The sequence below is a fragment of the Arthrobacter sp. CAN_A6 genome (assembly GCF_015751715.1).
GTDB lineage: Bacteria > Actinomycetota > Actinomycetes > Actinomycetales > Micrococcaceae > Arthrobacter_D.
Genome location: NZ_JADOUV010000001.1, coordinates 161,786 through 175,983 on the forward strand (window position 1 = coordinate 161,786; position 14,198 = coordinate 175,983).

Sequence of the window (14,198 nt, forward strand, 5' to 3'; positions counted from 1 at the left end):
TTCCACGGGCGGGCGACCGAACCGCCGGTGTCACCGCTTTCCGCGCACAGTGAAAAAATCCGTGAATAGGGCGCACTGATAGCACGCCCTGCCCATTGGCCGTAGGCTGGCAGGAACGAGCCATACATCCTTGGAGGTACTTGTGAAGAACAAAACAACAGGCAAAACGACCAGCCGGGAGTTCGACGAGGGAGTCCTCGCGGGCATCCTCGCTGCCCGCACCTGGGCAACCCCCCACGTTGTAGCCGCACGCGGCTGGGCCACCCCGCACGTCGACGCCGCTTACGGCTGGGCCAAGCCCCACTGGGACAAAGGCGTCGGTACGGCGAGCCCGGTCATCCAGGACAGCGTGCGGAAGGCCGCTGCGGGGATTTCCGGAAGCATCGCGACCGTCACCCCCATCATTCAGGACCGCATCGATGCTGTCGGACCGCGGATCACCCAGGTCATCGACACCACCACCCCGCGGATCCAGGGAACGCTGGACAAGGCCGGCCCGGCCCTGGTTTCAGCGAAGGGCAAGGTGGTCGACGGGTACATTCCCGCCCTGTCCTACAAGCTCGGGGAAGCCGCCGACACGGCGTCGCGTGCCCTTGCCGACGCGACCGTTCCGCCGCGCGTCGCCGATGCTGTCATCCGCGTCACGGGTGACAAGAAAGCCGTGAAGAACATCCAGAAGAAGTGGGCAGCTGCCACGCTTCAGGCCTCAAAAGACCTCAAGAAGCGCCAGGAGGACCAGCAGAAGCGCGGATCCTCCAAGGTCTGGCTGATTCTCGGCATCGTCGCGGCTGCAATCACGGCCGGTGCCGCTGCCTGGCGCGCTTCGAAGCCGGTCGAGGATCCATGGAAGACCCCGGCCCCGGTGAAGGCGACCCCCGCACCCGTCTCGGTCGAGAAGTCCGACGAGGCGAAGGAAGTGGTTGCTGACATCAAGGACGCAGCGAACCGTGCCGCTTCCAGCAACACGACCACCCCCGCGGCGGGCACCAAGGCCAACGAAGCGGCAGAAGCCGTTGCGAAGAAGGCGAAGGAGTCCACCGAGGCCGCCAAGAACACTGCGAAGCCGTCCAATAACGCGGGCTGAGTTCAATACCGCCGAGGCGGGAAGATCGTCCCTCACCCGGGACGTCTTCCCGCCTTTCCCTTTTAACCTGCGAGGATCAATTACCTCCCAGTACCGGTGGTGGTCCTCCCGCGGCGTCCAGGGTCGCCTTCCGGGAACGGCGACGCCCTTGCCCCCGCACGACGACGGCGAGTCCGACGAGGATCAGTCCCAGGCCGACGTAGGTGCCCGCCGGTAGCTGCTCGTTCAGAAAGACTGCGGCCAGGACGGCGGCACCCGGAATCTCGAGGAGGATCACCATCGACACGACCAGCGGACTCATCACTGCGAGCAGGTGGTTGAACACCGAGTGCCCCATGATCTGTGCCACCAGCGTCACCGCGAGGATTCCGGCCCAGGCAGCCGGTGGGAACCCACTGAGGGGCTGTTGGAACACCAGGCACATTCCGAGCAGGATCGCGGCGCACCCTCCGTAGCACAGGGTGGTGTAGGTTCCGGTGGACAGGGTGCGGCGGGCGGCCGCACCGGCCATCTGGTAGATCCCTGCCAGCGCTCCGCCTGCCAGCGCAAGGACGTCCCCCAACAGTGCCTGGGGAGACAGTGAGAGGTCGAAACCGGTGATGATGACCACCCCCAGAAAGGCGATCCCCAGACCCAGGACGACGGCGGCGGAGGGCCTGTTTCCCCTCAGGGCATCGAACAGTGCTATCCAGGCGACCTGCAGGCAGACCAGGGCGGTGGCGGCTGCCACCGAGGTGAGCTTGAGCGCAGTCACGAAACAGGCGAAGTGTAGGGCAAGTGCCACGGCGGCGACTGTCAGCCGGTACAGATCTCGACGCCCGAGACCGGCGAACTCAGTCCGCTTGGACACCACGGCGGGACCGCCCATGATGAGCGCGCCCAGCGCGTTGCGCCAGAAAGCGATCGCCAGGGCTGGAGCCGCGGTTGCCGCCATGATGGGGCCGGAAGCCGATACTCCGAGCACGCCGAGCATCAACAGGAAGACGACCACTAAGTAACCCTAACTCTGGCGCTTAAAGCCGAATGTCCCCGGCCTGCGGCCGGGGACATTCATTCGGTGGAGGCACGGGGACTCGAACCCCGAACCCCCTGCTTGCAAAGCAGGTGCGCTACCAATTGCGCCATGCCCCCGAATTGGACCTCAGCCAGTCTACCTCAACCAGCCGGGCTCCGATGCTACTCAACCTTGTCGGTTGCCTCACTCCAAACCGCTTTTTCATTCTCCGAATCCTGCCACCGCTTGTAGAGAAGCACTCCTGCAGCGGTGACTGCCGCGAACATCAGCTTCTTCACAGCAATCTCCTTGCAGTACCTAGCAGTGGTGGATCCGTGGGCGTACCAGGACTTGAACCTGGGACCTCTTCGTTATCAGCGAAGCGCTCTAACCGCCTGAGCTATACGCCCCGATACCTCATCGGGCCGAGATACGACTTTACAGTAGCAGCTCGGGATTCATCAAATCGCCTGAGCGGCCCGATGAGGTTGCTGTATCAGTCGTCGGTGAGTGTCACACCGATGCCGCCCACGAGAGTGGAGGAGATGTTGTAGAGCACCGCCGCGAGCATGGCCAGAGCGGTCAGGAGCACCACATTCACCACAGCGATGATGGTGGCGAACGAGACCACCTGGCCCAGCGAGGCGAACTGCCGCAGGTCGAAGCCCCCGCTCTCCGAGCCGGCGATCTCGCGCAGCAACTCGTTGACGCCGTCGAAGATACCGGTGAGGTCGAGCACGGTCCAGATCACGATGGCAGCCACCACCGTGACGATTCCGAGTGCGACCGACAGAAGGAACGACATCTTCAGCACGGACCAGGGGTCCACTTTGCTGACCAAGAGGCGTGCTTTACGGGCCTTCGCCTTCGGGGCCGGTTTGACCAGATTCGGCCGAGACGCCGGCTTGGAGCTTCCCGAAGCCGACGGCTTCTGGGAGGGGCGTGCGGGCGCGCTGACCCTCGGCCCGTTACTGGACTGTTTCACTTGTCCACTGGGTGACTTCATTTGTCCACTGGGTGCCCCCCGTGGGTTGGTGTTGGCCGAGCTCACTCGCTACCTCCGTGTTCCGGCGACTCAGCGTCAGGCTCAGCCGTTTCTTCTGTCGACAACGGTACTTCATCGATACTGACTTGCGACGAATCCGTCTCTTCCGCTGGAACGGTATCGAGCATTTCGACGTCGGCATCTATTTCCGAGGGGTCATCGATGAGCCCTTCCTCGACCGCGACACTCCGCTCGCTATTGCGCGCCACCGCGATGATGCGGTCGGTCTTGTCCGGCTTGGCGAAGATCACACCCATGGTGTCGCGACCCTTGGCCGGCACACCTGTCACGGCGGACCGCACCACTTTTCCTCCGCCCATGACGACGAGGACCTCATCCTCCTCCTGGACGATCAACGCCCCGACGAGGTCACCGCGTTCCTCGGCGAGTTTTGCCACCTTGATGCCGAGGCCACCCCTGCCCTGCACCCGGTACTCATCCACCTTCGTCCGTTTGGCGAACCCGCCCTCGGTGACGATGAACACGAACGAGTCGTCGCTGACGACGTTCGCAGCGAGGAGTTCGTCGTCCTCACGGAACTTCATCCCGGTCACGCCGGACGTGGCACGTCCCATGGGCCGCAGGGCGTCGTCGTTCGCCGTGAAGCGCAGTGACTGCCCCTTGCGGGAGACGAGCATGATGTCGTCGGTGTCGGAGACCAGCTGGGCCGAGACGAGCTCATCGTTGTCACGCAGGTTGATGGCGATGACTCCGGCGGATCGATTGGTGTCGTAGTCCTCGAGCCGCGTCTTCTTGGCCAGCCCGCGCTTCGTCGCAAGGACGAGGTACGGAGATTGCTGGTAGTCCCGAAGGTCGAGCACCTGCGCAATCTTCTCGTCCGGCTGGAAGGCCAGGAGGTTCGCGACGTGCTGCCCTTTCGCATCCCGTGCGGCCTCGACCAGTTCGTAGGCCTTCGCCCGGTAGACCCGCCCCAAGTTGGTGAAGAACAGCAGCCAATGATGCGTAGTGGTCACGAAGAAGTGTTCGACGACGTCGTCACCGCGCAGCTGGGCCCCCCGGATCCCCTTGCCTCCGCGGGCCTGCTGCCGGTAGTTGTCGCTGCGGGTCCGTTTCACGTAACCGCCACGGGTGATGGTGACCACCATCTCCTCTTCGGGAATGAGGTCTTCCATGCTCATGTCGGAGTCATAGCCCATGAGGATTTCGGTCCGGCGATCGTCGCCGTGGCGGTCCACGATCTCCTGGAGCTCCGTCGACACGATCTGGCGCTGTACCTCGCTCGATCCGAGGATGCGCTGGTACTCGGTGATCTCCCGCTCGAGCTTGTCGTGCTCGTCCTGGATCTTCTGCCGCTCGAGTGCGGCGAGCCGCCTCAGCTGCATGTTGAGGATCGCGGCGGCCTGCAGTTCGTCGATGTCGAGCAGCGTCATCAGCCCGCTGCGGGCGTCGTCGACCGTCTGGGATGCGCGGATCAGCGCGATCACCTCGTCGAGCGCATCGAGGGCCTTGAGGTAGCCGCGCAGGATGTGCGCTGCTTCCTCCGCCTTGCGCAGCCGGTACCGGGTGCGCCGCACAATGACCTCGAGCTGGTGGGTCACCCAGTGCCGGATGAAGGCATCGAGGCTCAGGGTGCGCGGAACGTCATCGACGATGGCCAGCATGTTGGCGCTGAAATTGTCCTGGAGCTGCGTGTGCTTGTAGAGGTTGTTCAGCACCACCTTCGCCACCGCGTCGCGCTTGAGGACGACGACGAGCCGCTGGCCGGTGCGGCCGGAAGTCTCATCACGGAGATCGGCGATGCCGCTGATCTTGCCGTCCTTCACCAGGTCGGCGATCTTGATCGCGAGGTTGTCCGGGTTCGCCTGGTACGGCAGTTCGGTGACCACAAGACAGGTGCGGTTCTGGATCTCCTCGACATTCACCACGGCGCGCATGGTGATCGAACCCCGGCCGGTGCGGTAGGCATCCTCGATGCCCTTGTGGCCGAGGATCGTGGCTCCCGTAGGGAAATCCGGGCCCTTGATGCGCTCGATGAGCGCCTCGAGGAGTTCCTCCTTCGAGGCACCTGGATTCTGCAGGTACCACTGCACGCCGTCGGCTACTTCACGGAGGTTGTGCGGCGGGATATTGGTGGCCATGCCGACGGCGATGCCGGAGGACCCGTTTACCAGCAGGTTCGGGAACCTCGACGGCAGAATGGTGGGTTCCTGGTTCTTGCCGTCGTAGTTGTCCTGGAAGTCGACGGTTTCCTCGTCGATATCACGGACCATTTCCATGGCCAGCGGCGCCATCTTGGTTTCGGTGTAACGCGGGGCGGCAGCGCCGTCGTTGCCGGGGGACCCGAAGTTGCCCTGGCCGAGCGCAAGCGGGTAGCGCATGGTCCAGTCCTGGATGAGGCGAACCAGGGCGTCGTAGATGGCCGAGTCACCGTGTGGGTGGTACTGGCCCATGACTTCGCCGACCACACGGGCACACTTGTTGAAGGAGCGGTCCGGGCGGTAGCCGCCGTCGAACATCGCGTACAGCACGCGGCGGTGGACGGGCTTCAGCCCGTCACGGACGTCGGGAAGTGCACGCCCGACGATGACGGCCATGGCGTAGTCGAGGTAGGACCGCTGCATCTCGGTCTGCAGGTCAACCTGCTCGATGCGGTCCGTCAGAACCTCACCCTCAAGGGGGAAGTCGGGACCGGGAATGTCATCACTCATAAGTCAGTTCCGTTCGTGAAATGGTTCTCAACCACAAAAGAGGGGACGAATCGCTGGCGGTGGTTCCGGCGTTCTGTGTAGGCGCCTTAATATTTCCAGGGCCGCGAGGCCCGCCAGAAATTTCGTAGCGCCGGCAGAACGCCGAAACCACCGCCACCTAGATATCGAGAAAACGTACGTCTTTTGCGTTCTGCTGAATGAAGTTCCGGCGGGACTCGACGTCCTCGCCCATGAGTACCGAGAACACCTGGTCGGCCGCCGCGGCGTCGTCCATCGTGACCTGGAGGAGTGTCCGGTGGTCCGGGTCCATGGTGGTTTCCCAGAGCTCCGTGTAGTCCATCTCGCCAAGGCCCTTGTAGCGCTGGATGCCGTTGTCCTTCGGTAGGCGCTGGTTGTTGGCCAGCCCCATCTTGATCGTCTCGTCGCGCTCCCGATCACTGAAGACGTAGTCGTGGGGCGCGTTCGACCATTTGATGCGGTACAGCGGCGGCTGCGCGAGGTACACGAATCCACTCTCGATCAGCGGGCGCATGTACCGGAAGAGGAGGGTCAGCAGCAGCGTCGTGATGTGCTGGCCATCGACGTCGGCATCGGCCATGAGCACGATCTTGTGGTATCGGGCCTTGTCCACATCGAAATCCTCGCCGATCCCCGCGCCGAACGCGGTGATCATGGCCTGCACCTCACTGTTCCCGAGGGCGCGGTCGAGCCGTGCCCGTTCCACGTTGAGGATCTTTCCCCTCAGCGGCAGGATGGCCTGGGTCTCGGGATTGCGCCCCCTTACGGCGGAACCGCCCGCGGAGTCGCCCTCCACGATGTAGATTTCGGACTTCGACGGATCCTTGGACTGGCAGTCCTTGAGCTTTCCGGGCATACCCCCCGATTCAAGGAGTCCCTTTCGGCGCGTTGATTCCCGGGCTTTCCGTGCCGCGAGCCGGGCCTGGGAAGCCTGGATCGATTTACGGATGACGTCGCGCGCGGGACCAGGATTGCGTTCCAGCCAATCTCCCAGCTGGTTGGTGACGACACGCTGCACGAACCCCTTGGCTTCGGAGTTTCCCAGCTTCGTCTTTGTCTGACCCTCGAACTGGGGTTCGGAGAGCTTCATCGAGATGACAGCGGTAAGCCCTTCACGGATGTCGTCTCCGGTCAGGTTGTCGTCCTTTTCCTTGATGATGTTCTTGTCGCGCGCATATTTGTTGATGAGCGTGGTCATCGCGGCCCGGAAGCCCTCTTCGTGGGTTCCGCCCTCATGCGTGTTGATCGTGTTCGCGTAGGTATGGACGCTTTCCGAATACGCGGTGGTCCACTGGAGAGCTATTTCGACAGCGATCTTGCGGTCGGTGTCCTCGGTCTCGAACGCGATGACGTCGTCGTGGATCACCTCCACGCGCTTCGACGAGTTCAGGTGGCGCACATAGTCGAGCAGCCCGTTTTCGTACTTGTATTCAACCTGGCGATGTTTCGGAGCGTCTTCTACCCCGCCTGCAGCCGAGCCGCTCGAATCGGTGACTTCGTCCTCGATGGAGTCGACGCGCTCATCGACAAGCGTGATCTTCAGCCCCTTGTTGAGGAAAGCCATCTGCTGGAAGCGCGCCCGGAGCGTTTCGAAATCGAACTCGACACTCTCGAAGATCGAGTCGTCCGCGTAGAACGTCTGGGTGGTCCCTGTCTCGGACGTTTCCTCGCCCTGCCGGAGTTCCCCGACAGGCTTGCCGCCGTCGGCGAAGGACTGGTGCCAGACGAAACCCTGCCGCTTGACTTCGGTTTCAACCTGCTTCGAGAGGGCGTTGACCACCGAAATGCCCACTCCGTGAAGGCCTCCCGAAACCGCGTAACCGCCACCACCGAACTTGCCGCCGGCATGCAGGATGGTCATGACCACCTCGACGGTGGGCCTTCCCTCGGTAGGATGCATGTCGACCGGAATTCCACGCCCGTTGTCGATGACACGGACCCCGCCGTCGGCGAGCAACGCGATCTGGATGTGATCGCAATAGCCGGCCAACGCCTCGTCCACCGAGTTGTCCACGACTTCGTAGACCAGATGGTGCAGACCCCGCGGACCGGTCGATCCGATGTACATTCCCGGGCGTTTACGAACCGCTTCGAGTCCTTCGAGCACGGTGATATCGCTCGCTCCGTACTCCCGGGGAATAATTGCTTCGAGGGCTGGGGATTCGTTGACTCCTACCTGGACATCATCAGCGTTCAACTCGTTGTCTTGTGCCACAGGCGTGGTCGACTCCTCACAGGGGTTGTACGGGAAACAGCTGCTCTTATTCTACCCCGTGAGGCGCTACAATCGCGCATGGACTGCCCCTTATCGGCCAACAAAGCCCCTTTCAAGCCAGCGGAAGGGTACCGCATGAGGCGCTATACCTCGGGGAAGCTTCGGAGAGCCCTGCACGGCTCGTAGCGAAGTTACAGGAATGACCTGCCGGTTCCGCCGGACACCTCAGCCGTAGGTGTCCCGGGGACCGCGACCCTTGACCGAACGGCCGCCCTTGCGCCAATTCGGAGCTGCGGGTCCGATGACGGAAATCCGTGTCACCACTCCCTGTCCCAGTTCTCCTTCGAACCTTCGAAGAACGTCGGGGCTGATCAGGCGCAGCTGCGTGGCCCACGCCGTTGAATCGCACCGGACAAGTACTGTACTCCCGTCGAAACTCTCGGGGCGGCAGTGTGCGCTGATCTCGGATCCCACCAGTTCGTCCCACCGTGCCAGGACCGATCCGACCGCCACGGGCGAATTCCAGCCGCGTTCTGCCAGCATGCGGTTGAAGACCTTTCCCAACCCTTCCGGGTCCCTCCCGCCGAAAACCGGTTCCACGGCATATCGGCGGCGCTGGCCCCCCGCGCTCTTGCGCGGCGCGGGATCGCGGGGGGTTCCACGCGCCTGGGATGCGCTGCGGAGCCGATTCAGTAACGCCTGGGGTGCATCCTGTTCGAAGGATCCGATCACCGGATCGGGTGTTGGAGGTCCACCGGCGCCATCCTTCTCGGGCACTTCCGGTTCCCGCGGAGCATCGTCAGGCCGAGTCATCGAGTCCTCCGGGTACCACCCGCAGCTGCCGTCCCCCCAGCCCGGATGGAATGTCCGCACCCACTGCTGCAGTCACCAGCACCTGCTCGGCATCCGACACGATGGCTCCCAGTTTGTCCCTTCGCTGACTGTCGAGTTCAGCGAAGACGTCATCGAGGATGAGGACGGGGCTCGCTCCGGGGGTATCGTCGTCCTGCTTCAGCAGGTAGTAGGTGGCGAGCCGAAGGGCCAGCGCCAAGGACCAGGTTTCCCCGTGCGATGCATATCCCTTTGCAGGAATATTTCCCAGCATCAGGTCAAGCTCGTCGCGGTGTGGGCCCACGAGCGAGATACCGCGGTCGAGCTCCTTCTTCCGGTGGACGAGGAGCGCCTCGACGAAACGCGTGGTGAGGTCCGCCTCGCTCTCCCCGGAAAGCGAGTGCCCGCCGTCGGTGCCGGCGGGCTCCGGCGGTCCGACGTCGTCGCCCAGGCTGACCAGACTGGACCGGTAAACAGCGTCGGCCTCCTTCGATCCATCGGTGAGGTCCCCATAGGCGCGCTGCAAGTGGGGATGCAGACGTCCAAGAAGAGCCAGCCGTGCGTGCAGCAGCTTCGCTCCTGACTCCGCGAGGTGCTGGTCCCACACATCGAGCGTTGATTCATGAGCGGTGGAGAACCGGCCTGCCGCACGCGCGGACTTCAGGAGGGCGTTGCGTTGTCGGAGGACCCGCTCGTAGTCGGACCGCAGGGCGGCCTGATGAGGAAGGAGTATGACCAGGGCATCGTCGAGGTAACGCCGCCGTCCCGCTGGATCGCCCTTGACCAGGGCAAGGTCTTCCGGCGCAAACAGCACCGTCTTCAGGATTCCCGCAGCATCCCGCGCCCTCACCGGGTTGGACCGGTTGATCCTCGCCCGGTTTGCGGTTTCCGGATTGATCTCCACCTCGACGCTGGTCCGTTGCTCGCCGCGGACCAGCTTGCCACGAATGAGGGCGCGGTCCGCGCCGAAGGCGACGAGGGGTTTGTCCGACGCCACCCGGTGGGACGACATGGATGCCAGGTATCCGATCGCCTCCACGATGTTCGTCTTCCCGACGCCGTTCGGCCCGACGAAGACAGTGGTCCCCGGATGGATCTCGGTATCGAACTGCTGATAGCTCCGATAACCCGTCAGGGAGAGGTGTTCTACGTACACCGTCCACCACTCACGCGGAATCCCGGCTGGCAGGACGAACCGCGTGGCCTCCGAACTGGTTCCGCAGCGCTGCCACCATCCTCATGGAGGGGGCGTCCTCCTGTCGTGAGGCGAAGCGTGCAAAAACTGCCGCCGTGATCGCCGGTGCCGGAACGGCATTGGCGATCGCTTCGTCCACGGTCCACCGCCCCTCCCCTGAATCCTCGACATAGCCGGCAACCTTCGAGAGTCCGGGATCCTCGTTCAACGCCTTCACCATCAGGTCCAGGAGCCAGGACCTGACGACCGTCCCCTTCTGCCATGCAGCGAAGGTTCCCGGAACATCCTTGACGATGTCCTTGGCCTCGAGAAGTTCGTAACCCTCGGCGTAGGCCTGCATCAAGCCGTACTCGATCCCGTTATGGATCATTTTCGCGTAATGACCCGCGCCGGTATCACCGACATGGACGAAGCTCTCTTCCCTCGCACCCTCGGGACGGAGTACATCGAAAATGGGCATGGCTCGCGCCACCTGCTCATCGCTCCCACCGGCCATCAGACCGTAGCCGTTCTGCAGGCCCCACACACCGCCGGATACTCCACAATCGAGGAAGGCGATGCCCTTCTCCGCGAGCTGTGCCGCATGATCCTGATCATCGGTGAACTTCGAGTTCCCGCCATCGATCACGAGATCTCCGTCGTCCAGCACACTCCCGAGGTCCTGGACCACCTGGTCCGTGACGGCGCCGGCTGGAACCATGATCCATACGATTCTCGGAACGGGAAGCGCTGCCACGAGCTCGGGCAGCGACGCCACATCGGTCCGGTCGGGGTTGCGGTCGAAGCCGGTGACGGTGATACCGCCTTGTCGAAGCCTCTCCCTCATGTTGAAACCCATTTTCCCGAGTCCGATGAGGCCTATGTGCATGGGGATCACTCTTTCCGTGGTTACTGGTTGGGCAGCCTGACGGGCATCAGCAGATACCGGTAATCCTCACGGTCCTCACCTGTCGCATCGTCCTGAGCGGACATGACAGCCGGTTTCGGAGGGGTCGTGAAGGAGAAGCGGACGAATTTGCTGCTGAACGCACCAAGTCCCTCGCTCAGGTAGTGCGGGTTGAAGGCTACGGTGATGTCATCGCCGTCGAGGTTCGCTTCGATGACCTCCGATGCCTGGGCATCCTCCCCGGTACCTGCATCGAGTGCCAGCTGGCCCTGCGTGAAGGAAAGCCTCACAGGAGTATTCCGTTCAGCGACCAGCGAGACGCGACGCACAGCCTCGACGAGCGTATTCGTCTCGACCATCGCGTGGATCGGAGTGTTGTCGGGAAAAAGCGAACGGATCTTCGGGTATTCACCGTCGACCAGCAGCGATGTGGTCCGCCGCCCACCGCTTTCGAAGCCGATCAGCTCTGAATCCGCAGACAGGGCGATGTTGAGATCTCCTGCCCCTCCCAGAGTCTTCGCCACTTCGTTGAGTGTCTTCGCCTTGACCAGGGCACTGGTGGAGATGCCCGGTGATGACGGTTTCCAGGTGACCTCGCGGAGAGCCAGCCGATAGCGGTCGGTGGCCAGCAGGGTGATGAGATCGTCTTCGATCTCCATGCGCACTCCTGTGAGGATGGGAAGTGTGTCATCCCGGCTTGCCGCGATGATGACCTGCGAAACGGCCTGGGAAAAGGCTTCACCATCCACGACGCCGCTGACGTCAGGCAGTTTTGGAAGTTCCGGATATTCACCTTCGGGCATGGTGGCGAGATTGAACCGGCTGTTCCGGCAGGTGAGCGTCACCTTCGAACCATCGGTCGTTACCTCGACAGGGGCCGAAGGCAGACTTCGGCAGATATCGGCGAGCAGACGGCCGGAAACGAGGATGGTTCCTTCCTCGGTGATGTCCGCGGGAATCTCGAGGCGTGCCGAGATCTCGTAGTCGAAGCTTGCAAGACTGAGTGTTCCTGATTCGGCGCGGATGAGCAGGCCGGCCAATACCGGAACGGGGGGCCGGGGGGAGAGAGAACGCGCTGTCCAGGAGACAGCCTCCGCGAGAACATCCCGCTCAACTCTGAATTTCACGAAGAGACGCCGCCTTTCGAAATGTACCGCTGAAGTACAACTACCAACATGGATGCCCGGATTCCTACCGGCTCACAGCTTAGCCTGACGAACCGGTGGCGGGTGGCCGATCAGTGGAACCTGGAGGGTGGACGGCGGGACACCCCCAAGGGAAAGTGTTATCTGAAAAACTTTGTGGTTTAAGGATTCGTAGTGTTAATAACTCCTGTGGATTCTGTGGATAAGTGCCTGTGGCGTCTGCTTTCGGCGGTTTTTCCCTGTTGAAAAGCTGTGTGGTGGAATGACGTGCTGTCAGGGCTGGTTGTGGGCAAAATTCCTGTCATTCCACCGATCCACAGGCAGGGGGGTAGTTGTCCTCAGCGAGAGGCCCGTTGTTCCAGTAGTTATCCACAGGAATTTCCACAGCTGTTAATTTCGCGGTTCTGTCCGAGCGTTCGGCCAGGCACTAGCCGTCCCGCTGTTTGTGCTTGATCCGGTTGGTGAGTTCGGTGACCTGGTTGAAGATGGCGCGACGCTCAGCCATCAGTTCACGGATCTTCCGATCGGCATGGATGACTGTTGTGTGGTCCCGGCCGCCCAACTCCTGACCGATCTTGGGAAGTGACATGTCGGTCAGCTCCCTGCAGAGGTACATGGCGATTTGCCGCGCGGTGACCAGCGTCCGGGTGCGTGACTTGCTGGACAGCTCTTCAAGGCTGATCTGGAAATAGTCGGCGGTCTGGGCGATGATCACCGTCGACGTGATTTCCTGTGCGCCGTCGTCGGAGATCAGGTCCTTCAGCACAATCTCGGCAAGGGTCACATCGACCGGTTGCCGGTTGAGGCTCGCGAACGCTGTGACGCGGATGAGGGCGCCCTCCAACTCCCGGATGTTGGTGGCAATCTTGGAGGCGATGTATTCGAGGACGTCGTCCGGTGCGCTGAGGCTGTCACTGATGGCCTTCTTACGAAGAATGGCGATGCGCGTTTCGAGTTCAGGCGGCTGGATGTCCGTCATCAGTCCCCACTCGAAGCGTGAACGCATGCGTTCCTCGAAACCCGACATCTGTTTCGGTGGAAGGTCGGAGGTGATCACTACCTGCTTGTTGTGGTTGTGGAGCGCATTGAAGGTGTGGAAGAACTCCTCCTGGGTGCGGTCCTTGCCCGCAAGGAACTGGATGTCATCGATCAGCAGGATGTCGACGTTCCGGTAGGTCTGCTTGAAGCTTGTGCCCTCGTCGTCCCGGATGGAGTTGATGAAGTCGTTGGTGAATTCTTCGGAGTTCACGTACCGAACCCGGATTCCCGTGTACAGGTGGCGGGCGTAGTGACCGATCGCATGAAGAAGGTGGGTCTTGCCCAGCCCCGAATCACCGTAGATGAACAGTGGGTTGTATGCCTTGGCGGGGGCTTCCGCCACAGCCACGGCGGCCGCGTGGGCGAACCTGTTGGACGATCCGATGACGAAGGTGTCGAAAACGTACTTGGGGTTCAGCCGTCCGAACTCGTGGGAGTTGCTCGGTGGCGTCGGCGAGGGCTTCGACTCTCCGCGAGGCTCGGGCGACGGGACTGGTTCGGCTGGTGGTTCCTCGACCGGGACCGGGATCAGTTCCGGATCGATGACGAAGGCACACTGGATATCCTCACGAAAAACCTCATGAAGTGCTTCGTCAAGTGCCGCCTTGAGCTGGGTCTGCAGGACTTCCCTGGTGAGCTCGTTCGGTACGGCAACGAGCATCGTGGTTCCGATGAGGCCCTGGGCCTGCGCGAGTACGACGAAGCCTCGCTGGCGCGGAGTGACGCGGTCGTCGTGTTCGAGGGTTCGGATGACCTTTCGCCAGGAGCTCCCGACGTCGTTCACTTCATCTGTTCCCACGAAAACCCCTCTTGGTTCCACTGACCCACCTGGAATCGGCCCTTCATCCACAGAGTTGTACACAGCTGGTGATAAACAGGCCATGGCCAACCCTAAAGGATGAAAAGTACAGAACATAGCGGTCAAACTGCGCCCAAAAGGTGCTCGACGAGGTGCCAGGCCTGTCGGGAGGGGGGAAAGAAGTGTGATTCTCACACTGGTTTTCCACAGCTGTTGATGAAGCGGGCCGGAGGATTGGTGTGCACCCGGTTTGACGCCCCTGTGCCCGGTCGCCTAACG

The 14,198-nt window shown here is 62.3% G+C and carries 11 protein-coding genes and 2 tRNA genes; 1 reads left to right on the top strand and 12 read right to left on the bottom strand.

The window, feature by feature from the left end; genetic code table 11:
* Positions 1 to 142 precede the first annotated feature (142 nt).
* The gene (locus tag IWX75_RS00815) at positions 143 to 1,084 is read left to right on the top strand and encodes a hypothetical protein (RefSeq protein ID WP_196820360.1); all 942 of its coding nucleotides are present in this window, start codon (positions 143 to 145) and stop codon (positions 1,082 to 1,084) included.
* 76 nt (positions 1,085 to 1,160) lie between these two features.
* Here IWX75_RS00815 and IWX75_RS00820 read toward each other — a convergent pair whose 3' ends face one another.
* The 12 genes from IWX75_RS00820 to dnaA form a co-directional block, all read right to left on the bottom strand.
* Complete coding sequence (locus IWX75_RS00820) at positions 1,161 to 2,075, bottom strand: DMT family transporter (RefSeq protein WP_334684010.1); 915 nt, start codon at positions 2,073 to 2,075, stop codon at positions 1,161 to 1,163.
* 67 nt (positions 2,076 to 2,142) lie between these two features.
* Positions 2,143 to 2,215 (bottom strand) — tRNA-Ala (locus tag IWX75_RS00825).
* A gap of 45 nt (positions 2,216 to 2,260) precedes the next feature.
* Positions 2,261 to 2,377, bottom strand: a complete 117-nt coding sequence (locus IWX75_RS17535; protein ID WP_334684011.1) for a DLW-39 family protein — start codon at positions 2,375 to 2,377, stop codon at positions 2,261 to 2,263.
* Positions 2,378 to 2,414: 37 nt separating this feature from the next.
* Positions 2,415 to 2,488: transfer RNA gene (locus tag IWX75_RS00830), tRNA-Ile, on the bottom strand.
* 86 nt (positions 2,489 to 2,574) lie between these two features.
* Positions 2,575 to 3,129, bottom strand: a complete 555-nt coding sequence (locus IWX75_RS00835; protein WP_442858932.1) for a DUF3566 domain-containing protein — start codon at positions 3,127 to 3,129, stop codon at positions 2,575 to 2,577.
* The gene (gene gyrA, locus IWX75_RS00840) at positions 3,126 to 5,792 is read right to left on the bottom strand and encodes a DNA gyrase subunit A (RefSeq protein WP_196820362.1); all 2,667 of its coding nucleotides are present in this window, start codon (positions 5,790 to 5,792) and stop codon (positions 3,126 to 3,128) included. Before gyrA ends, IWX75_RS00835 begins: the two co-directional genes overlap by 4 nt.
* A 157-nt stretch (positions 5,793 to 5,949) precedes the next feature.
* Entirely contained in the window at positions 5,950 to 8,025 is a 2,076-nt protein-coding gene (gene gyrB / locus IWX75_RS00845; RefSeq protein ID WP_196820363.1) for a DNA topoisomerase (ATP-hydrolyzing) subunit B, read from the bottom strand.
* Positions 8,026 to 8,250: 225 nt separating this feature from the next.
* Positions 8,251 to 8,838 (bottom strand): DUF721 domain-containing protein, encoded by a 588-nt coding sequence (locus IWX75_RS00850; RefSeq protein WP_196820364.1) that lies wholly within the window; start codon positions 8,836 to 8,838, stop codon positions 8,251 to 8,253.
* The gene (recF, locus tag IWX75_RS00855) at positions 8,825 to 10,012 is read right to left on the bottom strand and encodes a DNA replication/repair protein RecF (protein WP_196820365.1); all 1,188 of its coding nucleotides are present in this window, start codon (positions 10,010 to 10,012) and stop codon (positions 8,825 to 8,827) included. Before recF ends, IWX75_RS00850 begins: the two co-directional genes overlap by 14 nt.
* A 10-nt stretch (positions 10,013 to 10,022) precedes the next feature.
* Positions 10,023 to 10,919 carry a phosphogluconate dehydrogenase (NAD(+)-dependent, decarboxylating) gene (gene gnd / locus IWX75_RS00860; RefSeq protein ID WP_196820366.1) on the bottom strand — a complete coding sequence of 299 codons (897 nt, stop codon included), beginning with the start codon at positions 10,917 to 10,919 and terminating at the stop codon, positions 10,023 to 10,025.
* A gap of 20 nt (positions 10,920 to 10,939) precedes the next feature.
* The gene (gene dnaN, locus IWX75_RS00865; RefSeq protein WP_196820367.1) at positions 10,940 to 12,064 is read right to left on the bottom strand and encodes a DNA polymerase III subunit beta; all 1,125 of its coding nucleotides are present in this window, start codon (positions 12,062 to 12,064) and stop codon (positions 10,940 to 10,942) included.
* Between the two features lie 445 nt (positions 12,065 to 12,509).
* Positions 12,510 to 13,919, bottom strand: coding sequence for a chromosomal replication initiator protein DnaA (gene dnaA, locus IWX75_RS00870; protein ID WP_196820368.1), 1,410 nt, complete (start codon positions 13,917 to 13,919; stop codon positions 12,510 to 12,512).
* Positions 13,920 to 14,198 lie beyond the last annotated feature (279 nt).